The 19,464-nt window shown below is 63.0% G+C and carries 23 protein-coding genes; 17 read left to right on the top strand and 6 right to left on the bottom strand.

The annotated features are described in order from the left end of the window. Nucleotides 1-476: S1 RNA-binding domain-containing protein (locus AC2VLV_RS05935; RefSeq protein ID WP_486989095.1), on the bottom strand; the 476-nt coding region annotated here is incomplete at its 3' end. A gap of 753 nt (nucleotides 477-1,229) precedes the next feature. Between AC2VLV_RS05935 and AC2VLV_RS05930 the strand changes: the two genes are divergently transcribed. Both AC2VLV_RS05930 and AC2VLV_RS05925 read left to right on the top strand, forming a co-directional pair. Beyond that, nucleotides 1,230-2,219, top strand: a complete 990-nt coding sequence (locus tag AC2VLV_RS05930) for an RluA family pseudouridine synthase (RefSeq protein WP_486989094.1) — start codon at nucleotides 1,230-1,232, stop codon at nucleotides 2,217-2,219. Between the two features lie 23 nt (nucleotides 2,220-2,242). Then, complete coding sequence (locus AC2VLV_RS05925) at nucleotides 2,243-2,902, top strand: HAD-IA family hydrolase (RefSeq protein WP_486989093.1); 660 nt, start codon at nucleotides 2,243-2,245, stop codon at nucleotides 2,900-2,902. A 45-nt stretch (nucleotides 2,903-2,947) separates the two neighbouring features. Here the strand turns inward: AC2VLV_RS05925 and AC2VLV_RS05920 are convergent, their stop codons facing one another. Next, on the bottom strand, nucleotides 2,948-3,688 hold the full coding sequence (locus tag AC2VLV_RS05920; protein ID WP_486989092.1) for a hypothetical protein: 741 nt from the start codon (nucleotides 3,686-3,688) through the stop codon (nucleotides 2,948-2,950). A 127-nt stretch (nucleotides 3,689-3,815) separates the two neighbouring features. Between AC2VLV_RS05920 and AC2VLV_RS05915 the strand changes: the two genes are divergently transcribed. Together AC2VLV_RS05915 and AC2VLV_RS05910 are read left to right on the top strand one after the other, a co-directional pair. Beyond that, on the top strand, nucleotides 3,816-4,670 hold the full coding sequence (locus AC2VLV_RS05915; RefSeq protein WP_486989091.1) for a DUF6502 family protein: 855 nt from the start codon (nucleotides 3,816-3,818) through the stop codon (nucleotides 4,668-4,670). Then, nucleotides 4,667-6,118, top strand: coding sequence for a DUF5666 domain-containing protein (locus AC2VLV_RS05910; RefSeq protein ID WP_486989090.1), 1,452 nt, complete (start codon nucleotides 4,667-4,669; stop codon nucleotides 6,116-6,118). The genes AC2VLV_RS05915 and AC2VLV_RS05910 overlap by 4 nt, the downstream gene beginning before the upstream one ends. Nucleotides 6,119-6,171: 53 nt before the next feature. Here the strand turns inward: AC2VLV_RS05910 and AC2VLV_RS05905 are convergent, their stop codons facing one another. After that, nucleotides 6,172-6,951, bottom strand: a complete 780-nt coding sequence (locus tag AC2VLV_RS05905; RefSeq protein ID WP_486989089.1) for a hypothetical protein — start codon at nucleotides 6,949-6,951, stop codon at nucleotides 6,172-6,174. A gap of 235 nt (nucleotides 6,952-7,186) precedes the next feature. Between AC2VLV_RS05905 and AC2VLV_RS05900 the strand changes: the two genes are divergently transcribed. Beyond that, nucleotides 7,187-8,170: a S49 family peptidase gene (locus tag AC2VLV_RS05900; protein ID WP_486989088.1), complete on the top strand. Its 984-nt coding sequence runs from the start codon at nucleotides 7,187-7,189 to the stop codon at nucleotides 8,168-8,170. On the opposite strand, the gene AC2VLV_RS05895 is transcribed toward AC2VLV_RS05900, so the two are convergent. Genes AC2VLV_RS05895 through AC2VLV_RS05885 form a run of 3 tightly spaced genes read right to left on the bottom strand, consistent with a single transcriptional unit; the run spans nucleotide 8,144 to nucleotide 9,679 of the window. Continuing rightward, entirely contained in the window at nucleotides 8,144-8,776 is a 633-nt protein-coding gene (locus tag AC2VLV_RS05895; protein ID WP_486989087.1) for a Maf family protein, read from the bottom strand. The genes AC2VLV_RS05900 and AC2VLV_RS05895 overlap by 27 nt on opposite strands. After that, nucleotides 8,776-9,201, bottom strand: a complete 426-nt coding sequence (locus AC2VLV_RS05890) for a DUF6691 family protein (RefSeq protein ID WP_486989086.1) — start codon at nucleotides 9,199-9,201, stop codon at nucleotides 8,776-8,778. Before AC2VLV_RS05890 ends, AC2VLV_RS05895 begins: the two co-directional genes overlap by 1 nt. Nucleotide 9,202: 1 nt before the next feature. Then, entirely contained in the window at nucleotides 9,203-9,679 is a 477-nt protein-coding gene (locus AC2VLV_RS05885; protein ID WP_486989085.1) for a YeeE/YedE family protein, read from the bottom strand. 120 nt (nucleotides 9,680-9,799) lie between these two features. Here AC2VLV_RS05885 and AC2VLV_RS05880 point away from each other — a divergent pair, with 120 nt between their 5' ends. The 12 genes from AC2VLV_RS05880 to AC2VLV_RS05825 all read left to right on the top strand — a co-directional run bounded on the left by AC2VLV_RS05880 (nucleotide 9,800) and on the right by AC2VLV_RS05825 (nucleotide 19,238). Continuing rightward, complete coding sequence (locus AC2VLV_RS05880; RefSeq protein WP_486989084.1) at nucleotides 9,800-10,384, top strand: YceD family protein; 585 nt, start codon at nucleotides 9,800-9,802, stop codon at nucleotides 10,382-10,384. Nucleotides 10,385-10,446: 62 nt separating this feature from the next. Next, nucleotides 10,447-10,629: a 50S ribosomal protein L32 gene (gene rpmF, locus AC2VLV_RS05875; RefSeq protein ID WP_013106680.1), complete on the top strand. Its 183-nt coding sequence runs from the start codon at nucleotides 10,447-10,449 to the stop codon at nucleotides 10,627-10,629. Nucleotides 10,630-10,728: 99 nt separating this feature from the next. Continuing rightward, entirely contained in the window at nucleotides 10,729-11,784 is a 1,056-nt protein-coding gene (plsX, locus tag AC2VLV_RS05870; protein WP_486989083.1) for a phosphate acyltransferase PlsX, read from the top strand. 33 nt (nucleotides 11,785-11,817) lie between these two features. Continuing rightward, entirely contained in the window at nucleotides 11,818-12,795 is a 978-nt protein-coding gene (locus AC2VLV_RS05865; protein WP_486989082.1) for a beta-ketoacyl-ACP synthase III, read from the top strand. 30 nt (nucleotides 12,796-12,825) lie between these two features. Beyond that, nucleotides 12,826-13,761 carry an ACP S-malonyltransferase gene (gene fabD, locus AC2VLV_RS05860; protein ID WP_486989081.1) on the top strand — a complete coding sequence of 312 codons (936 nt, stop codon included), beginning with the start codon at nucleotides 12,826-12,828 and terminating at the stop codon, nucleotides 13,759-13,761. Continuing rightward, nucleotides 13,758-14,528 carry a 3-oxoacyl-ACP reductase FabG gene (gene fabG / locus AC2VLV_RS05855; RefSeq protein ID WP_486989080.1) on the top strand — a complete coding sequence of 257 codons (771 nt, stop codon included), beginning with the start codon at nucleotides 13,758-13,760 and terminating at the stop codon, nucleotides 14,526-14,528. Before fabD ends, fabG begins: the two co-directional genes overlap by 4 nt. A gap of 110 nt (nucleotides 14,529-14,638) precedes the next feature. Beyond that, nucleotides 14,639-14,878: an acyl carrier protein gene (acpP, locus tag AC2VLV_RS05850; RefSeq protein ID WP_013106675.1), complete on the top strand. Its 240-nt coding sequence runs from the start codon at nucleotides 14,639-14,641 to the stop codon at nucleotides 14,876-14,878. A 136-nt stretch (nucleotides 14,879-15,014) separates the two neighbouring features. Then, on the top strand, nucleotides 15,015-16,250 hold the full coding sequence (fabF, locus tag AC2VLV_RS05845; RefSeq protein WP_486989079.1) for a beta-ketoacyl-ACP synthase II: 1,236 nt from the start codon (nucleotides 15,015-15,017) through the stop codon (nucleotides 16,248-16,250). A gap of 48 nt (nucleotides 16,251-16,298) precedes the next feature. Continuing rightward, nucleotides 16,299-16,721 (top strand): hypothetical protein, encoded by a 423-nt coding sequence (locus AC2VLV_RS05840; RefSeq protein WP_013106673.1) that lies wholly within the window; start codon nucleotides 16,299-16,301, stop codon nucleotides 16,719-16,721. A gap of 6 nt (nucleotides 16,722-16,727) precedes the next feature. Next, on the top strand, nucleotides 16,728-17,333 hold the full coding sequence (rpoE, locus tag AC2VLV_RS05835) for an RNA polymerase sigma factor RpoE (RefSeq protein WP_013106672.1): 606 nt from the start codon (nucleotides 16,728-16,730) through the stop codon (nucleotides 17,331-17,333). A gap of 31 nt (nucleotides 17,334-17,364) precedes the next feature. Then, nucleotides 17,365-18,159 carry a sigma-E factor negative regulatory protein gene (locus AC2VLV_RS05830; protein WP_486989078.1) on the top strand — a complete coding sequence of 265 codons (795 nt, stop codon included), beginning with the start codon at nucleotides 17,365-17,367 and terminating at the stop codon, nucleotides 18,157-18,159. A gap of 68 nt (nucleotides 18,160-18,227) precedes the next feature. Beyond that, nucleotides 18,228-19,238, top strand: coding sequence for a MucB/RseB C-terminal domain-containing protein (locus AC2VLV_RS05825; RefSeq protein WP_486989077.1), 1,011 nt, complete (start codon nucleotides 18,228-18,230; stop codon nucleotides 19,236-19,238). The last annotated feature ends 226 nt before the right edge of the window (nucleotides 19,239-19,464 follow it).

The raw sequence follows: 19,464 nt of genomic DNA, 5'->3' as shown, positions 1-19,464 counted from the left end.
TGCTGAAGCTGGTCCATCGCCTCGCGCAATTCTTGGCGGTCTTCGCCCTCGATGCGGCGGCTCACGCCACCGCCGCGCGGATTGTTGGGCATGAGCACCAGATAGCGTCCCGCCAGCGAGACGATGGTGGTCAGCGCCGCGCCCTTGTTGCCGCGCTCTTCCTTTTCCACCTGCACCAGCATTTGCTGGCCTTCGGTGATCACGTCCTGAATGCGGGCCTGTGAGGGGGAAACGCCCTCCTTGAAATACTGGCGCGAAATTTCCTTGAACGGCAAAAAGCCGTGGCGCTCTTCGCCGTAATCGACGAAACAGGCTTCGAGCGAGGGCTCGACGCGGGTGACCACGGCCTTGTAGATATTGCCCTTGCGCTGCTCGCGCCCGGCCTGTTCGATATCGATGTCGAGAAGTTTCTGCCCATCGACGATGGCCACGCGCAATTCTTCCGACTGCGTGGCGTTGAACAACATGCGTTTCATTTCAAGCTCCTGGCCGCGTCATGCGGCCGATACAAAGCGGGCGCCAGGGCGCCCCCATGCGTTGATTTCCGGAGCTAAAACCAGGCCGGGTTTGCCGCGGATGTGCGGCACGCCCGGCGGGCAGAATCAGACAGGACTCATGCAAAAACCTCCACCAATCGGTCTGCCTCGGAGCGCGTCGTCTTCGCAATGCCGGGCGTTTGGCCCAGGCGTGGCGATGCGCAGGCTGTTGCAGCGATCAGGCGCAACAGCGGGGGAGGAGAGGTTTCGCGGCAGGTGAGCACAAGCAGATTTCGCCAACAACAAAAGCACACAGCGCAGAATCAGCGCTGAGGGGCGGTCGAGGGCGAAGAGTCGATTCAAGGTTTCAGATCCAGGATGGCAAAGCCGGGCGGTCGTCGCGGGCGTCAAACGCATTTGCGCGACGGCATCACTCAGGCTTTGGGCCAACGCTCATTTCGATGAAGTCTGTCCGATCTGCCCCGACCGGAATCGGTGGTGTGGCAAAACGAGCAGTGTGAAGCTGAACCTAGAATGCCAACCCTGTCACGGCAGATTCGCCGGTTTCGCATGCACTCGTATCGGGTGATGTAAGCAACCCGGGTGCATGCATTACCCGCACGAAAACCTGTCAGGAGGCAGTCTTCCCGTTTTTGGCATGTCGCGCAGGTGCATCATGTAAAACTGCACGCAACTTCGCGGAAATATTGCCAAAATTCGTTCTTCCAACTTCACAACTTCACGCCCGATTATATGCACACCGCGCCATCTCCCCAGGTTCGGCTCCTTCAGGTCGGCGACGCGGGCGAGGGGCAGCGGCTGGATAACTTTCTTGCGCGCCACCTCAAGGGCGTGCCGCGCAGCCATATTCATCGCATCGTGCGATCGGGCGAAGTGCGGGTCAATGGCGGCCGGGCCAGCGCAGATCAGAAACTGCAGTCGAGTGATCAGGTGCGGATTCCTCCGGTGCGCGTGGCACAGCCTGACGCGCCGCGCAGCGCTCCAGCACTGCAGTTTCCGATCGTGTTTGAAGATGATTTTCTGCTGGCGATCAACAAACCCGAAGGCGTGGCGGTGCATGGCGGATCGGGGGTGAGCTTCGGCGTGATCGAGGCTCTGCGCGCGGCGCGGCCCACGGCGAAGTTTCTCGAACTGGTGCACCGGCTCGACCGCGACACCTCAGGTCTGCTGCTCATCGCCAAGAAGCGCAGCGCGTTGACCACGCTGCACGCGGCGCTGCGCGAACGGCATGCCGACAAACGCTACCTCGCGCTGGTTGCCGGACTCTGGACGCGCGGGGCGGTGATGGTCGAGGCGCCGCTACATAAATATCTACTCGCCAATGGCGAACGGCGCGTGCGGGTGGACGCGCAGCAAGGGCAAGAGTCGCGCACCCAGTTTCGTTCGCAGGAGCAATTTGCGCTGGCGGGCCTGGGCCCTTGGGGCGGATTGAGCCTGATGCAGGCGCGGTTGCTGACGGGGCGCACCCATCAGATCAGGGTGCATCTGGCGCACTGCGGCCATCCCATCGTCGGCGACGACAAATATGGGGATGACAGCCTCAACGCCCTGCTGGCGCGGGGTCAGGCGGGCGTGCCGTCCTTCCGGCGCATGTTTCTGCACGCCGAGTCGCTGGCGATTGCGCATCCGGCGAGCGGCGAACGGCTGGAACTGCGGGCGCCCTTGCCCGAGAACTGCGCGCAGTGGCTTCATCATTTGCGGGCACAATGCGCGCAATCCTGACTTCCTGAACCCTTGCCCGCACCATGCACCGACAGAACTATGACCTGATTGTGTTCGACTGGGACGGCACGCTGATGGATTCCACCGCGGCCATCACCGGGGCGATCCAGCAGGCTTGCAAAGATCTGGGGCTGACGGTTCCCAGTCGCGAGGCGGCGTCGTATGTCATTGGCCTCGGGCTGGAGGACGCCCTGCGGCACGCCGCACCCGAGTTGCCGCATGCCGACTATCCCAAACTGGCTGCGGCCTATCGCAAACATTACTTCGCGCTCGATGGCGAATTGGTGCTGTTCGACGGGGTGCTGGATTTGCTGCATGAACTCAAATCGGCTGGCTACAACCTTGCGGTGGCGACCGGAAAGTCGCGCATCGGTCTGGCGCGGGCGATGGATCGGCCCGAACTGCGCGGCTTGTTCGACGCCACCCGCACCGCTGATGAAACTTTTTCCAAGCCGCACCCGGCGATGCTGCACGAAATCATGGCCGAGCTGGCTAGCCCGCCGCAGCGGACCGTGATGGTGGGCGACACCACGCACGATCTGCAAATGGCGCTTAATGCTGAGTGCGATGCCATCGGCGTGAGCTACGGCGCGCACGATGTGGCGCGTCTGGAGTCGCTGTCGCCCGCTGGGTTGGTGCACTCTGTCGTGGAACTGCAGGGATTTCTCGCCCAGCACGGGTAAGCGCGGCAGTCGGCAAACCGATCAGTTGCTGACTGCCGCAGCGACTTACATCTGCGGACGCATCACGTTCGGGATGTTGATGGCCGGGGAGTTCACCACGGGCACATTGACCGCGGGCGTCTGTACCACCGGAACATTCACAGTCGGAGTTGTCACCACAGGCACGTTGACCGAAGGAGTGGTCACCGCGGGAATGTTGACTTGCGGCGTTGTCACCGCGGGAACGTTGATCGACGGCGTGTTGACCGAAGGCACATTGACCGCTGGGCTATTGATCACGGGAACGGTGACCGCAGGCGAGGTAACGGCAGGCGTATTCGGGGTTTGCACCGAAGGAGTTTGCGTGGTGACTTGCGCCCCTGCGCGCGCGCCCAGCCCTTGACCGACGCCCGTGTCCCGAGTGCGCAGTGCAGGGGTGGAAGTGCCTGCGGTATCGACCTGACCTTGCGTGGCGGTATGAGTCTGCACCGTGTTGCGGTGCTGAGCTTCGGTGCGGGTTTGCGCGCCAGTGCGACCGGATGAGGTCGGCGCCGCTTCGCCGGTTGACGTGCGGGTGTGGCTCTGGGTCGTGGTGCGGGTTTCAGCCCGGGTGTTGTTTGCCGAAGTGGCGGTGTGGGAGCGAGTGGCGGGCCTGGCCTGCTGATCGGCCGTGCGCGTCGACGTCGTCGCCGAGAGTTGACCGTCCTGAACGGCATTCACGGCGGTTTGCGCGTAAGCGAGCCCGATGGAGAGCGAAGCGGCTGCAACAGCGGCGGACAGAACGGCGAGGGTACGGGTCTTGGACATGATGTTCTCCTGAAAGAAGGAAGGGTGTTTCACGCATCGTGGTAAATATTCCCACATAAGCGCTTGTGTTTATAATAGTGGCAAAATTTCCCACGTCAAGCCAACTCGCTTCGTATATCCTGTTGCCATGTCCGCCGCTCTCAAATCTGCCGCCCTGTCCATCTTGCGGCCCTTCGTGCGCTATCTCATTACGCAGGGCTGGACTTATGGCGCTCTGTCTGAACTGCTCAAATTTGTCTATGTGGGCGAAGTCATTGCGCTCGATCAGCGCGACGGCAAACCCGCGCCAACCGATAGCCGTGTGAGTCTGCTCAGCGGCATCCACCGCAAGGAAGTACGGCGTCTGCGCGAAGAATTGCAGAGCGGGTCGGGTGAGATTGCGCTGCGGCATGGCGCCAATATGTCGGCGCAGGTGGTGGCGGCCTGGGTGGCTTGCGAGGCGTATCGCGACCCGCAAGGTGAACCGCTTGCCCTGCCGCTGCGCGCTGCGGGCGCCACGGCCAGTTTTGAAAATCTGGTGCGGCTGGTGAAGGCCGACATGCGGCCGCGTACCGTGCTGGATGAACTGCTGCGCGCCGGCGTAGTGGAGCAGCAGGATGACGTGGTGAAGTTGGCTCGCGGCGGCTATGTCTCCGATCTGCCCGAGGACAGGCTGGCTTTCATGGGGGCGCATATCGGCGACCATCTGCGAGCCACGGTGCATAACCTGGAGGGTCGCGCGCCGACTTATCTGGAGCAATCGGTCTATTTCGACGATCTGCCGCCCATCGTGCCGGGCGAGGTACGCGACGACCTGCGTCAGTTCGGCGAACAGGTCTTGCAAGAGGCCTATCAGCGCATCACGCGTGCAGAAAGGGCTGCTCAATCCGCGCAATCTGGCGATTTCGATGCGACGCAAACCAGCAAGAAGCGCCTGCGCCTCGGTGTCTATTACTTCGAAGACGATATGCCCGCTTCGAACTCGGCCGGGGAGCAGCCGTGAAAGCCGCGTTTAAAGCCGTCGTTCGTGCCTGGCTCCCGGGGCTGCGCTTCGTGGGCGTGGCCTGCATAGGGCTGATGCTGGGCTTGGCGGGCTCGATTGCAGCCACGCCAGGCGGGATCGGCGGCACGGGTATCGACCCCGGCGGCATCGGCGGCACCGGCATCAGTCCTGGCGGCATCGGTGGGACGGGCATCGTGGCCATCGGCCCGGTTCAGCGCTTCGGCAGCATTTTCGTCAATGGCGGCGAATATGAACTGCCCGCGCAGACACGCTATCGCGTGGACGGGCAGCCCGCATCCGAGAAAAGCCTGAATTTGGGCGATATGGTGCGTGTCCATGCCGTGGAGCAGGGCGGGCGGCTGGATGCGCTGGCGGTGGACATCAGCCATGCGGTGATCGGGCGCGTGTCGCAGATCGATCAATCTGCGGCGCGGCTGGTGGTGCTGGGCCAGACCGTTCAAATCCTGCCCGGTACTTTGTTGCGCACCGCTGAAAATCAGCCCATGCCGCTATCGCGTCTGAAGGTGGGCGACGAGGTGCGCATCAGCGCGCTCGATCAAGGCGCGGGGCATTGGCAGGCGATGCGGCTGACTCAGCTCTCAGCTCCGCCCGCGGGACGCGGTTCGCCGTTCTTGCTGCGCGGCAAAATCGAGGCGACAAGCGCTCAACCGCAGCGGGTCAAGATCAATGGCGTCTGGCTGCCCGTACGCAGCGGGGCGGCGCAAGCGGGGCTGGCGGTCGGCGCCGAGGTTGTGGCGCGCGGCAGTCAGCAGGGCCAGGGAAATGTGATTGATTCCCTGCAGCCGACTGCGCCTTTGGCAGCACCCATCGGCACGCGTGTGGCGATGGTGGGTTTTTTGCAGGCCGGTTCGCTGGGCAGGGAAGGTTGGGAATTGCAGGGCTTTCAGATCAGAGGCGCCGACGCGCTGATGAAGGCGCAATTGCAGTCCGCCGCCCGGTCGCAGGCAGCGCCGGTGTTCATCGTCGGCACCTTGGCAGCGGCGCAGACGGTGGCGGTCGAGCGCGTCATTTCGAATGTGAACGCGCTGCAATTTGCGCTGCCGCCCCTGGCCGGTGCGCAGACGCCTCCCGCAAAAGTCGGTGACAGGGGCTCGATGCCAGGCACGGCGACCCAGTTCATGTCGAACGGCGCAGGGCAGAGCACGCCGAGCCCCGCTTTCGTTGCGCCGACGCTGCCTGCGGTGATCCAGCCGGGGTTCACCGTGCCCTCGATTCCCGCAGCGCCCGCCGTGCCGCAGGTGCCGCAAATGCCCGCTGTCAACATGCCCTCCGTGTCGCCCCCCGCGGTCGCTCCGCCGAGCGTCTCTCCGCCGCAAGTACCCGTCGTCGTGCCGCCGACAGTGGCCCCGCCGGTTGTGAACGCACCCAGCGTGACGACGCCTACCTTGCCCAGCGGAATGCAGATTCCCACTGTGCCGCGCCCATGAAAAAGGCCAGCTTGCGCTGGCCTTTTTATCGCAGGGCGAGGTGAGAACGGAGGTCAGAACACGATCTGGCCGCCTATGCCGACGCCAAAATTGGCGCTGCCATCGCTCAGGCCCTTGTCGACATAAACCTGGAAACCACTGCCATTTGGGGTGAGGTTGTAATTCCACGCAGCAATCAGGTCTGAGGGAGCGGGCGCCCCGGCCACCATCGACTGCTGACCGGCGTACATCAAGGTGAAAATATGCTGCTGACTGGCCGCATAGCTGGCGCCAAACTGGTAGATGGCGATGTTGCGCAGATTCTGTCCGGCTGGGTTGCCCACGAAACGGTAGCCCAGGTTGGCAAACGGAAACCAGCTATTGCCCACGATCTGCTGCAGGCCCACGCCCAGTTCGTAGTCGTTCTTGCCCGTGCCCAGACCGTTGTCGGACGAAGCGGTACCGAATTTGACTTTGGCGTAGGGTGTGATGGAGGGCGTGAGACCGCCGCCCTGAAAAATCTTGTAATGCCCAGCTAGCCACACGTCGCCCAGGCCGCTGGCGGAACGGGTTTGCGCGGAACCGGAGCCGCCCACAACCGTGTTTCCGACGATGGTGGAGCCGACGGGCAGGCCGCTTTCAGAAACGTAGGGCACCGTGAGTTTGACGCGCCAGTTGCTGTCGCCGTATTGAATGTCGGTGGCGTCGTAGCGGATGTTGATGTTGTTGTTGGTGCCGAATTTGCCCTGGAAAAAGGACAGCGTGTTGCCGACCGTGAGTGCGGGTTCGGCGTGTGCGGTGCAAACACCCCCCAGAGCAAGCAGGGTGGCGATGAGGGTGGGACGTAGGGCCATGTTTGATCTCGCGCGAGGAGGACTGAGGGAAATGGAGCGGCCAGAAAAAGCCGCTGTCTTGAGTCGTGGGAAAGTATCACACAAAATACAAGCTCAATCCTTGTCGAATCGCAAACCGGCGTGGCAAGACCCGTCCGGCCCGTCGGCGAGAGACGTGCGTGCAAGTGCGCGTGCGCGTCAATGAAGCGCTGGTATTCTGGCGATCCGTCCCGTTTTTCATCTCCGAGTCTGAAACATGAGCGCATCACCCCCAGATCTTCCGCCGCAACGTTCTGAGTCGTCCGCTCAACCGGGAGCGTGGGAGCGGCAGGTGCTGGAAAAACTGGTGCTCGAGGTGGTGAACGAAAAACGACGGGCGCGGCGCTGGTCGATTTTTTTCCGCTTCGTCCTGCTCGGCATCGTGGCGCTCATCTTTTTCGGCGGCATGATCGCCGAGTTCGGTAGCAGCACCGCCACCGGGCCGCATACGGCGCTGATCGAGCTCAACGGCGAGATCTCCATCGGCTCGCAGGCCAGTGCCGACAACATCAATGCGGCCTTGCAGGATGCGTTTTCCAGCCCGGACACGCGCGGCGTCATTCTGCGCATCAACAGCCCGGGCGGCAGCCCGGTGCAGGCGAGCCAGATTTTTGCCGAGATCGAGCGGCTTCGTGCCAAATACAACAAGCCGGTGTACGCCGTATGCGAAGAGGTGTGCGCCTCCGGCGCGTACTACGTGGCGGCGGCGGCGAATGACATCTATGTGAATCCGGCCAGTCTGGTGGGCTCTATCGGCGTGTTGATGGACGGCTTCGGCTTTTCCGGCCTGATGGACAAGCTCGGCGTGACGCGCCGCTTGCTCACCGCGGGCGCCAACAAGGGGTTCATGGATCCCTTCACGCCCATGCCCGAGGACCAGAAAACCTATGCACTGGGCATGCTGGAGCAGATTCACAAACAGTTCATCGCGGCGGTGGAGAAAGGTCGCGGCGCACGATTGAAAGTGAATGACCAAACCTTCTCCGGCCTGGTGTGGACGGGTGAATCGGCCGTACAGCAAGGCCTGGCCGACGGCTACGGGGACGTGGATCAGATCGCCCGCGACAAGATCAAAGCGCCGGAAATCGTCGATTACACCCTGCAGGAAAACGTGGCCGAGCGTCTGGCCAAGCGTTTTGGCGCCTCGCTGGGCATGGGCGCGGTGCGCGAACTCTCAAACCTGGGCGGGTCTTTGCGCTGAGTCAGGACAAGCTCGCGCCAGCACATCGAAGCCGCTCAGGCGCAGCATGTCGCACAGGTCAATCAGGGGCAGGCCGATCAAGGCGGTCGGATCGTCGCTGCGCATGTGCCTGAGCAGCGCAGGGCCGAGCGATTCCGAGCGGGCGCTGCCCGCGCAGTCGTAGGGCGCGTCCAGCGTCAGATAGGTTTCGATTTCAGCCGGGCTCAGCGTGCGGAATCGCACTTCGGTGGGGCAGTTGCGTACCTGTACGCCGCCGTCTGGGTCGATGACGCAAACCGCGGTATGGAACACGGCGTCACGTCCACTGAGGCGCTGCAACTGAGCGACCGCAGCCGCATGGGAGCCGGGCTTACCGAGCGCTTCGTCCCCCAACATGCACACCTGATCGGAGCCGATCACCCAGCAGCCTGGCGCGGTGCGCGCCACTGCGGCGGCCTTTTCAGCCGCCAGCCGCAGCGCCAGATCGAGAGGCGACTCGTCGGCCCTGCGGGTTTCGTCCACCTCGGGTGCGCGGCGTGAAAAAGGCACGCGCAGGCGTTGGAGCAGCTCAGCGCGATAGCGCGAGGTCGATGCGAGAACCAGAGCGGGATCAGTGGTACTGGGCATCAATTCTTGCCGAAGAACCGGCCATGCAGCCATGCGCCGATGAGTATGCCCGCAATGCTCAGCAGAAGCGGCCAGTTGCCCACCCCCAGGCCAGCAATGGCCGGACCTGGGCACACGCCGCTCAGCCCCCAGCCCACGCCAAAAATCGCGGCGCCGATTAGAGTGCGCGCGTCCAGATGCGAGGGGTGTTTGCCGAACACCACGCCAAAGACCGGCCGCTTCATCAGTCGGGGCAGCAGGTGATAGGCGATGAAGGTCACGCCGGCAGCGCCCCCCATCACCAGCAGCAGACCGAGATTCTTGAGCAGCAGAAACTGCAGAATGGCCTCGGGCTTGACCATGGTGGACAGCGCCAGACCGAAGCCGAAAAGTACCCCGGCGAACAAGGCCGAAAGCATCACTGCGAAAGGAGGAACGCGCTGCATTTCAGAACCCTCCCAAGGCGCGGACCACATGAGCCGTGATGATGGCGGTGCACAGAAAAATGATCACCGCGAGAATGGAAGGCAACTGCCCAGACCCGACGCCGCAGATGCCGTGACCCGAGGTGCAGCCCCCACCCATGCGGGCGCCAAACCCGCCGACGATGCCGCCGACGAACAACTGCCAAAGCGGCACTTTGGTCACAAAGCCTTCGCCATGTCCGAGGGTGTAGGTGAACACCACCGCACCGACGATCAGGCCCAGGCCGTACATCAAACGCCAGTTACGGGTCGAAACGAATTTTTCGTGTCGAAAAAACGGATGGCGCGATACCAGCGACCAGACCGCCGTGTAAGCCGTACTGACGCCGCCGATCAGGCCGGTCAGCCAGAACAGCACGCTGACGCCCAGTCCGATGAAAATGCCGCCATAGAGAAAAGGCTCCCAACCCAGCGGGAACCACTGCGCAATACTGTTCATCAGTCTCATCCTCTTTCGGTGGGTCGAAGTGATATGGATCACTCTTTTTGCATACTCCGTAGTGTAGGAGAGGGGCTGCGCGCTGTCTCGGCGAGATGTTGCAGCCGGTAAAATTGGGTGATGTCCCAACTGCACTCCACAACCCCTCCTGACCCCGGGGCAATGCCGCCCCGCGCGCTGACCTTGTTCGACTTCGCTCGTTCCGATGGCGAACTGCACGGCCGGTTGCCGCTGCCGGACCTGTCCCGCCTGAGCGAACTGTTGTCGAGCACGCAAGGGCCTCCAGTGCAATGGACGCTAAAGGGTTTTCAGCGCGAACGGATCGGCATGCGCCCGCAGGCCATGGTGACTTTGCAAGTGCGCGGGGCACTTCCGCTGATCTGCCAGCGCTGTCTGCAAGCAATGCAATATGCGGTTGACGAAGCCGTCGATTTTCGATTGGTGGCCGAAGAACCGGAACTGACTCAGGCCGAAATCGAGGCCGAAGACGAGGCGCTGCCTGCGATCAATCCCGTGGATGTGCTGAGCCTCATCGAGGACCAACTCATCCTCGCCCTGCCCATCGTGCCCATGCATGACGTCTGCCCGCAGCGTGGCGCGCCCGAGCCGACGCCTTCGCGCACCGATGAGGCGCCTGCCGAGGAACGCCAGCACCCCTTCGCCAATCTGCGCGATCTGCTCGACGGCTCAAAAAAGAAACGCTAGTGGGCTATGTCGCGGGGCAAAGCCACCGTATATAATGATTAGCTTTTTCACAGGGGATTGCCATGGCCGTCCAGCAAAACAAGAAATCACCTTCGAAGCGTGGCATGCACCGTGCCCACCAGTTTTTGAGCGCGCCGCCGCTGGCAGTTGAGCCGACCACGGGTGAGACGCATCTGCGCCACCACATCAGCCCGAACGGTTTTTACCGTGGGCGCAAAGTGGTCAAGACCAAATCTGACGAGTAAGCGCTTGCCTTTGCGCACCATGCGTCGCCTGCGAATTTGGGGCGATAGTCTGTCATGCGTGCCTGCGAAGGGGCCTTCGATGCTGGCGCCCGCTGTGTCATGAGTTCCACTCTGGCCGTCGATTTGATGGGCGGAGACCATGGTCCGAAAGTGACCCTGCCAGCCTGCGTGCAATTTTTGCAGGCGCATCCGGACAGTCGGCTGATACTGGTCGGCCAGACTGAAGCCGTCATGCCGCTGCTGGAGTCGTTGCACCTGAAAAACGATGCGCGCATCGAATTCGTCGCGGCGAGTGAGGTGGTGACTTCCGACGATCCGGTCGAGGTCGCGCTGCGCCGCAAGCGCGATTCGTCCATGCGCCGTGCCATTGAGCAGGTTCGGGATGGTCGTGCGCAGGCCTGCGTGTCAGCCGGCAACACCGGCGCCCTGATGGCGCTTGCGCGCTATTTGCTCAAGACCTTGCTCGACATTGAACGACCGGCCATCGCGACCTATCTGCCCAACCAGAAGGGCGAGGGCACGCTGATGCTCGATCTGGGCGCCAACGTCGATTGCGAGCCCTTGCATCTGCTGCAGTTTGCCGTCATGGGCACGGCGTATGCGGCGGCCGGCGGGCATGCGCAGCCGACGGTTGGGCTGCTCAATATCGGCGAAGAGGTGATCAAGGGCAACGACACCATCAAGCGGGCGGCCGAACTGCTGCGCGAAGCCGATGCGCTCGGGCGTCTTCGGTTTTTCGGCAATGTCGAGGGCAACGACATCTTCAAGGGCACGACCGATATCGTCGTGTGCGATGGTTTTGTCGGCAACGTCGCGCTCAAGACCTCCGAAGGGCTGGCGCAAATGCTCTCTGGCATGATTCGCGAAGAGTTCACCCGCACGCCGCTGAGCAAGTTGATGGCGCTGCTCGCCATGCCTGTGCTCAAACGTTTCCGCAAGCGCGTCGATCACCGCCGTTACAACGGCGCGGCCCTGCTGGGTCTGCGCGGCCTGGTCGTCAAGAGCCACGGCTCGGCGGATGCCTTTGGTTTCGAACAGGCGCTGCTGCGCGCGCATGAAGCGGTGCAGGGCGACGTGGTGCGCCATACCGAACGAATTCTCGAAGTGATGCACGAGTCATCACCCACCGGGGCCGCGCTCGCTCCGGCGAGTTGAGCCACCGCTGCACCTCTCTGAACAATCTGCTCCATGTCCTCCTATTCCCGTATTTCCGGCACCGGCAGCGCACTGCCCCCGCGCAAAATCAGCAACGACGAGCTGGCTGCTGATCTGGCCCGGCGCGGCGTCGAAACCAGTGATGAGTGGATCGTGGCGCGCACCGGCATCCGCTTTCGTCATTTCGCTGAACAAGGGACGACCAGTGTCGATCTGGGCGAACAAGCTGCCCGTCGCGCCCTCGAATCGGCCGGACTGCAGGCCCACGACATTGGCCTGATCATCGTGGCCACGTCCACGCCGGACATGATTTTTCCCTCCAACGCGGCCCTCATCCAGGGCCGTCTTGGCGCCGCCGGAGGCGCGGCCTTCGATGTGCAGGCGGTATGCGCCGGATTCGTCTACGCCCTGACCGTGGCCGATCAGTTTGTGCGCAGCGGCATGACGCGGCATGCCCTGGTCATTGGCGCCGAGGTGTTTTCGCAGATTCTCGATTTCAATGATCGCACCACCTGCGTGCTGTTTGGCGATGGCGCTGGCGCCGTGGTGCTTAGTGCCAGTGAAACCCCGGGTGTGCTGGCCAGCGCGCTGCATGCGGACGGCCGTCAATCGTCCATTCTGTGCACTCCGGGGCGTGTGTCGAGCGGCCAGGTTGCGGGCAGCCCTTTCCTGAAAATGGACGGACAGGCGGTATTCAAGCAAGCCGTCCATGTGCTCGAAGATGTGGCCCGCGAGGCGCTGGCCAAGGCCGACCGCTTGCCCGCCGATGTGGACTGGATGGTGCCGCATCAGGCCAATATCCGCATCATGACGCATACCGCCAAGAAACTCGGCATTCCACTCGACAAAATCGTCGTGACGGTCGACCAGCACGGCAATACCTCGGCCGCCTCGATACCGCTGGCGCTCGATGTCGCCGTGCGCAGCGGGCAGATTCAGCGCGGCGACACCTTGCTGTTCGAGGCCGTTGGCGGCGGGTTGACCTGGGGCGCGGCAGTCGTCGATTACTGAGTTTTGCAGACGTTCAACTCCTGTACCACCATGACATTTGCATTCGTTTTCCCCGGGCAAGGTTCACAGTCCGTCGGCATGCTCGATAAAGTGGCCGATCATCCTGCCGTGCGCGCCACCCTGCAGGAGGCCAGCGCGGCCCTGTCGCTGGATGTGGGCGCCCTGATCGCGCAGGGCCCGGCCGAGCAGCTCAATCTGACGACCAACACCCAGCCCGTCATGCTTACTGCGGGCGTGGCGCTTTATCGCCTTTGGCTGGCTGAGGGCGGGCGCAAACCCGACTTTGTTGCCGGACATAGTTTGGGCGAATACACCGCGCTGGTCGCAGCCGAAAGCCTCACGCTGACCGACGCCTTGCCCTTGGTGCGTTTTCGCGCCCAGGCCATGCAGGACGCGGTTCCCGTCGGCGCCGGCGGCATGGCCGCCGTGCTGGGTCTGGACGATGCCGCAGTGCGTGCCGGGTGCGCCCAGGCGGCGCAGGAGACCGGCGAGGCGGTGGAAGCGGTCAATTTCAATTCGCCAGGTCAGGTGGTGATCGCCGGCACGCAAGCCGCCGTGGCGCGCGCCTGCGAGGTGCTGAAGGCGGCGGGGGCCAAGCGCGCCTTGCCGCTGGCGGTTTCAGCGCCGTTTCACAGCAGTCTGCTGCAGGGCGCTGCCGACCAGTTGCGCGCCTATCTGCAAGGGGTGGCGATCAAGGCGCCGCAGATCACACTGATCAATAATGTGGACGTGGCTCATCCAACCGATCCCGATCAAATCCGCGACGCGCTGGCGCGTCAGGCTTGCCATGCCGTGCGCTGGGTCGAGTGCGTGCAGGCCATCGCGAAGGCGGGCTGCACGACGCTGGTCGAATGTGGTCCGGGTAAAGTGCTGCATGGCCTGACCCGCCGGATCGATCCCGCCCTGCAGTCTTTTGCCCTGGACGATTTGTCCGCGATTCCTTCCCTTCAAACCGCCCTGGCATGAGCAATACATCCCCTGACACTTCAACCGCTCAAGCGCTCGCCGGTCAGATTGCCCTGATCACGGGGGCATCGCGCGGCATCGGCGCGGCCATTGCGGCAGATCTGGCCGCTGCTGGTGCTCGCGTTATCGGCACGGCGACCTCAGAGTCGGGCGCGAACGCCATTACCGAGGCCCTGCAAGCCTTCGGTGGGCGAGGGGCTGTGCTCGATGTGAACGACGCCGAGGCGGGCGCCCGTCTGGTCGACGAGATCGTCAAGGCCGAAGGCGGGCTGCAGATCCTGGTGAACAATGCAGGCATCACCCGCGACATGCTGGCCATGCGCATGAGCGACGCCGACTGGGACGCCGTGATTTCGACCAATCTGAGCAGTGTGTTCCGTATGTCGCGCGCTGTGATGCGCACCATGATGAAGCAGCGTTACGGCCGCATCGTCAACATCACCTCGGTCGTCGGCGCCTCCGGTAATCCGGGTCAGGCCAATTACGCGGCGGCCAAGGCCGGCGTGGCGGGCATGACCCGCGCGCTGGCGCAGGAACTGGGCAGCCGCAACATCACGGTCAACTGTGTGGCGCCGGGATTCATCGATACCGACATGACCCGGGCGCTGACCGAGGCGCAGACCCAGCCGATGCTGGCGCGCATTCCCCTGGGTCGTCTGGGCAAGCCTGAAGAGATCGCGCATGCGGTGTCTTTTCTGGCCTCGCCCTTGGCGGCTTATATCACCGGCGCCGTTCTGCATGTGAACGGCGGCATGTACATGCAATAACACCTGCCGAAACGCGCGACGTTGTCGCTGGGCGGGGTTATGCTCTCGGCCTGTCGCCAAGTCAGCTTCGGCGCTTGCTAAAATTTTTCATATTTCCACTGGAGGTTTCAATGAGTGACATCGAACAGCGCGTCAAGAAGATCATCGCCGAGCAACTGGGCGTTGCCGAAGACCAGGTGACCAACGAAAAATCCTTCGTGGATGATCTGGGCGCCGATTCCCTGGACACGGTCGAACTGGTCATGGCGCTGGAAGACGAATTCCACATCGAGATTCCCGACGAAGACGCCGAGAAGATCACCACCGTGCAACTGGCGGTTGACTACGCCAAGGCGCACTACAAGGCCTGATGAAAGATCGGATCGCAGAGGCCAGCTTTTTGCATCGGCCATGCGCCCTGAGCCACATTGTTTTGAATCCACCTTGTTCTGACTCACTAATGCTCGCGCGCATGCGTCTGCGCTGGCGCGGCTTGCCTGATTTCACATGACTCTTCGCCGACGAATTGCGATTACTGGCCTGGGCGCGGTTTCCCCGCTGGGCAACACGCTGGATGACAACTGGGCAAGCCTGCTCGCTGGCAAATCTGGCATCGGACGCATCACCAAGTTCGATGCCTCGGCCTATTCCGTGCAAATCGCAGGCGAAGTCCGTGATTTCGATGTGACGCAGTACATTGCCGCCAAGGAAGCGCGGCATATGGACACCTTCATCCACTACGGCATCGCCGCGTCGATGCAGGCTGTGCGTGACAGCGGCATCGACCAGGCCGGGCTCGATCCCGAGCGGGTCGGCGTGCTGGTGGGTTCGGGAATCGGTGGTCTGCCACTGATCGAAAACACCTACAAAGAGCTGCTCGACCGCGGGCCACGCCGTGTCACGCCGTTCTTCGTGCCGGCGTCGATCATCAACATGGTCTCCGGGCATGTGTCTATCGAATATGGTTTTCAGGGCCCTAACCTCTCCGTCGTCACGGCCTGTACCACGGGTCTGCACGCCATCGGTCTGGCTGCGCGCCTCATCGAGTCCGGTGATGCGGACGTCATGGTTGCAGGCGGCGCAGAGGCCACGGTATCGCCCTTGGGCATCGGTGGCTTTGCATCAGCGCGCGCCCTGTCCACTCGCAATGACGATCCGACCAGCGCAAGCCGACCGTGGGACAAAGACCGCGATGGTTTCGTGCTCGGGGAAGGCGCGGGCGTCATGGTGCTGGAGGACTACGACCTCGCGGTCAAGCGCGGCGCGAAGATTTACGCCGAGCTCGTCGGTTTCGGCATGAGCGGTGACGCCGGGCATATCACGGCGCCCAACACCGACGGCCCCCGTCGCAGCATGTTGCTGGCGCTGAAAAACGCCGACGTGGCCGCCGATCAGGTGCAAATGGTCAACGCCCACGGCACTTCCACCCCGCTGGGCGACAAGAACGAGTCCGATGCCATCAAGCTCGCTTTTGGCGACCATGCCTACAAGCTGGTGGTCAATTCCACCAAGTCGATGACCGGCCACCTGCTCGGTGGCGCCGGAGGCGTCGAGTCGGTGTATACCGTGTTGTCATTGCATCATCAGGTCTGCCCGCCCACCATCAATCTGCAGACGCCCGATCCGGAATGCGATCTGGACTACTGCGCCAACACCGCGCGCGACATGCGCATCGACTACGCGCTGAAAAACAACTTCGGCTTTGGCGGCACCAACGGGTCGCTGCTGTTCAAGCGCGTCTGAGGGACAATTTAGCTGTCCTTTGCATTCCCCCCCTCTCAACAGAGCAGCATGAAGACCCTTGCACCCCTGCAGATCCGGGTCGAACATTTCGGCCGCTGGCATCTGCTGCTCGGGCTGTTCAGTGCGGCGTCCCTGCTCGCCGCCGGGTGGACGGTCTGGGTCTGGCGCGATACCGATTCGCTCAGTCTGATGGCGGCTTTTGCGGCCGCCATATTCCTGGCCATACTGTCAGCGCAGTACCCCTACTGGACCATCCGCCCGTTCACGCTGTTTCACGGCGAGCGTGGCTGGAAGCTGCAGCGCGGCGACGGTCTGGAAGATGTGCTTCAGGTGCGGGGCATGGTGCTGCCGGGGCTGCTGCTGGTACTGGGCCTGACGGCGAAGGGGCGCGTGGTTCTGCCCGTGCCCAGCGATATCCAACCCGGCATTTTTCGCGAATTGCGACTGCGCTTGGGTGCACTGCCGCATTGAGTTCCGGTGGAGCAAGACACCCAGAGTGATGCCGTGCTGGTCCAGCAGGTCCAAGCGGGGCAGCAGAAGGCCTTCGACCTGCTCGTGGCCAAATACCAGCGCCGCATTTATCGCTTGGTGCTGCGTTTCATTCGCGATCCGGCGCTGGCGGAAGACGTGGCGCAAGAGACTTTTTTGCGCGCTTACCGGGCCATTGGGCAGTTTCGCGGCGAAAGCCAGTTCTATACCTGGCTCTATCGCATCGCAGTCAATACGGCCAAAAAAGCCATTTCCGACGATATTCGCGACCCGACGGTGTCCGAAGGTGATGCGTTGGGGCATGATGAAGAAACTTTTAGCCCGACCGAGCTACTAACCAACCACGAAACGCCGGAGTCCATTCTGGTTTCGAAAGAAATCGTGCAAACGGTGAATGCCGCGATGGAGTCTTTGCCAGAAGATTTGCGCATGGCGATCACTCTGCGCGAGATTGAGGGTTTGAGCTACGAAGATATTGCCGAAGCCATGCAATGCCCGATCGGCACGGTGCGCTCGCGGATTTTTCGTGCCCGCGAGGCGATCGCAGAGCGTCTGCGGCCCGTGATCGAGCACAAGGGTGGCAAGCGGTGGTGAACCTACGGTTGAGCTTTGTTGGAGACAGGAAATGAGTCAAGACACATCGCGCGAGCAACTCTCCGCCTTGATGGACGCGGAGGGGGAGTACCGTGGGCAATCCGCGCGGACGGACGCTACGGCGGCTTTGATCCGCCATGTGGCTGCGGACGAGGCCGCGCGGCGTGACTGGCTGATTTACGCACAGATCGGCGATGTGCTGCGTTCTTCCGATCTCACGCCGATGCCCGGTGAGGCTGACTTTTTGCAGCGCGTCAGCGCGGCGATTGCGCGCGAACCCATCGTGCTGCAACCGCAAGCCGTGGCGCAAACGGCTGCGGCGGCTGGTGGGTCGGCGCACCGCTCTGCCGCGCATCGCCGCCCGCACTGGAGTACGCGGATGGCCGCTGGCATGGCGGCTGTGGCCGGGGTGGCGGTGATGGCCTGGGTGGCATTGCCGGGATTGCAGAACGCCGATTCGTCAGGCGCGGCGCCGACGGTGGCGTCAGTCGGCGCCTTGGGTTCGAAGGGGCAGATGGCTGTAGCCGATACCCAGATGGCTCCGTCACTCAACCCAGCGGCTCGGGCGGGTTTGACGGGTTTTATCCAGGCCGATCTGTCGTCGCAAAGCCCACGGCGGGTCGAGCGCGGTCAAGAGGCGTCCCAGCTCGTTCCCGTGTCGGAGCAAATGCCCATGGTCGAATACCTCCTGGCGCATCAGCAGATGGCTGGGGGCATGATGCCCGCCGTGCCGGCCACGTTGCAATGGGTTCGAAATCGGCCTGTTGAGCCCAGCAACCCTGAGCCTGGTCTTCATCAGGCCGCGCCCGCAGCGCAATCGCACTGATGGCGGGCTTGCGGGTATTCAGCGCGCGTCGCTGGCGTCGGGCAATCTGGCTGGGGAGCCTTGTCGGATTGTCGAGCGTACTCTGGGCCGCGCCCGTCTTCGCCGCGCAGGAGGGCCATGCGCCCGCCGCGACTGACGCCTCGGCCGCGGCGCAATCAACGGATGCGCCTGTGCAGCAGCAGGGCCTGGAGCAATGGTTGCAGACCGTCAGCGCGGCCGCCCGGTCGCTGAATTACAGCGGCGTGTTCATCACCCAGCGCGGCGATGAGATCAGCACCTCCAGTCTGGTGCACTACGTTTTGCCGCAGGGGCATTTCGAGCGCATCGAGACGCTCGATGGGCAGCGCCGCATCATGGTTTCGCTCAACGATCAGGTTCGCACGAGTTGGCCCGACTACCGCCTGACGCTGATCGACAATCAGGCCGGGCAGGCCAGCTTTCCCCGCTTGCTCAAAACCACCGATGGCGAGGTCGACCGCAACTACCGGCTGGAGCGCGGCGGGCTGCAGCGTTGCGCGGGTTTCGAGTGCCGCGTCTCCACCCTGTTGCCGCGCGACGATCTGCGCTGGGGATATCGCCTGTGGTCGCTGCGCGATTCGCAGCTGCTGGTCAAGGCGCAAACGCTCGATGCAGCGGGTCATGTGATCAATCAGGTGGCATTCACCGAGATCAAGATCAATGTGGCTCCGCGCCAGTCGCTGGTGCGCGACAGTCTGCATCAACCCCCAGGGTATGCGGTGGAGCAGATGAAGGTCGTGCCGGTGAGCCTGCAGTCGCAGGGATGGGCGCTTTCTTCCCAGGTGCCGGGCTTCAAGACGGTCGGGGTATTCCGCCGCAGTATGTCGGTGGGCAGCAAACCCTCTGAGGTATTGCAGTGGCTGCTCAGTGATGGCCTGGCTTCGGTATCCATCTTTGTTCAGTCCGCCGCCGATCTGAGCGAGCCGGTCGCGCCTGAACAGCGCGTCGGCGGCACGCTGGCGCTGTCTCGGCGCATCGGCGACTCCTGGCTGACGGTGATGGGCGCCGTGCCCGAGCGCACGCTGCGCCGTATCAGCGACGCCATCGTTCGCGTGCAATAAGCGGCTTGAGGGTTCTGCGCCAGGCCGCAGCGCAGTTGCGACGTTTTCCGTATGCTGCCCGCGAGCGGGTGAAATGATGGAATCAATTGCAGTGCCATGCCTGAACTCAGGCGCGATGTATCAGGGAGAAATCGGTGAAAAAAGTTTTGTTGAGCTGTTTGAGTGCGGGCCTGCTGGCCTTGTCGGGTATCGCGGTTCCTGCGCAGGCGGCCGGTTCGGCGCCGCA

The organism is Thiomonas sp. TH-17, from assembly GCF_057473305.1.
This window is presented reverse-complemented; position numbering and strand designations above follow the sequence as displayed.

What these genes read in the sequence shown, in the direction of transcription:
- AC2VLV_RS05930 (WP_486989094.1), top strand. Translation starts at nt 1,230, where the DNA reads ATGCACACCGCGCCATCTCCCCAGGTTCGGCTCCTTCAGGTCGGCGAC.
- AC2VLV_RS05925 (WP_486989093.1), top strand. Translation starts at nt 2,243, where the DNA reads ATGCACCGACAGAACTATGACCTGATTGTGTTCGACTGGGACGGCACG.
- AC2VLV_RS05920 (WP_486989092.1), bottom strand. Translation starts at nt 3,688, where the DNA reads ATGTCCAAGACCCGTACCCTCGCCGTTCTGTCCGCCGCTGTTGCAGCC.
- AC2VLV_RS05915 (WP_486989091.1), top strand. Translation starts at nt 3,816, where the DNA reads ATGTCCGCCGCTCTCAAATCTGCCGCCCTGTCCATCTTGCGGCCCTTC.
- AC2VLV_RS05905 (WP_486989089.1), bottom strand. Translation starts at nt 6,951, where the DNA reads ATGGCCCTACGTCCCACCCTCATCGCCACCCTGCTTGCTCTGGGGGGT.
- AC2VLV_RS05900 (WP_486989088.1), top strand. Translation starts at nt 7,187, where the DNA reads ATGAGCGCATCACCCCCAGATCTTCCGCCGCAACGTTCTGAGTCGTCC.
- AC2VLV_RS05895 (WP_486989087.1), bottom strand. Translation starts at nt 8,776, where the DNA reads ATGCCCAGTACCACTGATCCCGCTCTGGTTCTCGCATCGACCTCGCGC.
- AC2VLV_RS05890 (WP_486989086.1), bottom strand. Translation starts at nt 9,201, where the DNA reads ATGCAGCGCGTTCCTCCTTTCGCAGTGATGCTTTCGGCCTTGTTCGCC.
- AC2VLV_RS05885 (WP_486989085.1), bottom strand. Translation starts at nt 9,679, where the DNA reads ATGAACAGTATTGCGCAGTGGTTCCCGCTGGGTTGGGAGCCTTTTCTC.
- AC2VLV_RS05880 (WP_486989084.1), top strand. Translation starts at nt 9,800, where the DNA reads ATGTCCCAACTGCACTCCACAACCCCTCCTGACCCCGGGGCAATGCCG.
- rpmF (WP_013106680.1), top strand. Translation starts at nt 10,447, where the DNA reads ATGGCCGTCCAGCAAAACAAGAAATCACCTTCGAAGCGTGGCATGCAC.
- plsX (WP_486989083.1), top strand. Translation starts at nt 10,729, where the DNA reads ATGAGTTCCACTCTGGCCGTCGATTTGATGGGCGGAGACCATGGTCCG.
- AC2VLV_RS05865 (WP_486989082.1), top strand. Translation starts at nt 11,818, where the DNA reads ATGTCCTCCTATTCCCGTATTTCCGGCACCGGCAGCGCACTGCCCCCG.
- fabD (WP_486989081.1), top strand. Translation starts at nt 12,826, where the DNA reads ATGACATTTGCATTCGTTTTCCCCGGGCAAGGTTCACAGTCCGTCGGC.
- fabG (WP_486989080.1), top strand. Translation starts at nt 13,758, where the DNA reads ATGAGCAATACATCCCCTGACACTTCAACCGCTCAAGCGCTCGCCGGT.
- acpP (WP_013106675.1), top strand. Translation starts at nt 14,639, where the DNA reads ATGAGTGACATCGAACAGCGCGTCAAGAAGATCATCGCCGAGCAACTG.
- fabF (WP_486989079.1), top strand. Translation starts at nt 15,015, where the DNA reads ATGACTCTTCGCCGACGAATTGCGATTACTGGCCTGGGCGCGGTTTCC.
- AC2VLV_RS05840 (WP_013106673.1), top strand. Translation starts at nt 16,299, where the DNA reads ATGAAGACCCTTGCACCCCTGCAGATCCGGGTCGAACATTTCGGCCGC.
- AC2VLV_RS05830 (WP_486989078.1), top strand. Translation starts at nt 17,365, where the DNA reads ATGAGTCAAGACACATCGCGCGAGCAACTCTCCGCCTTGATGGACGCG.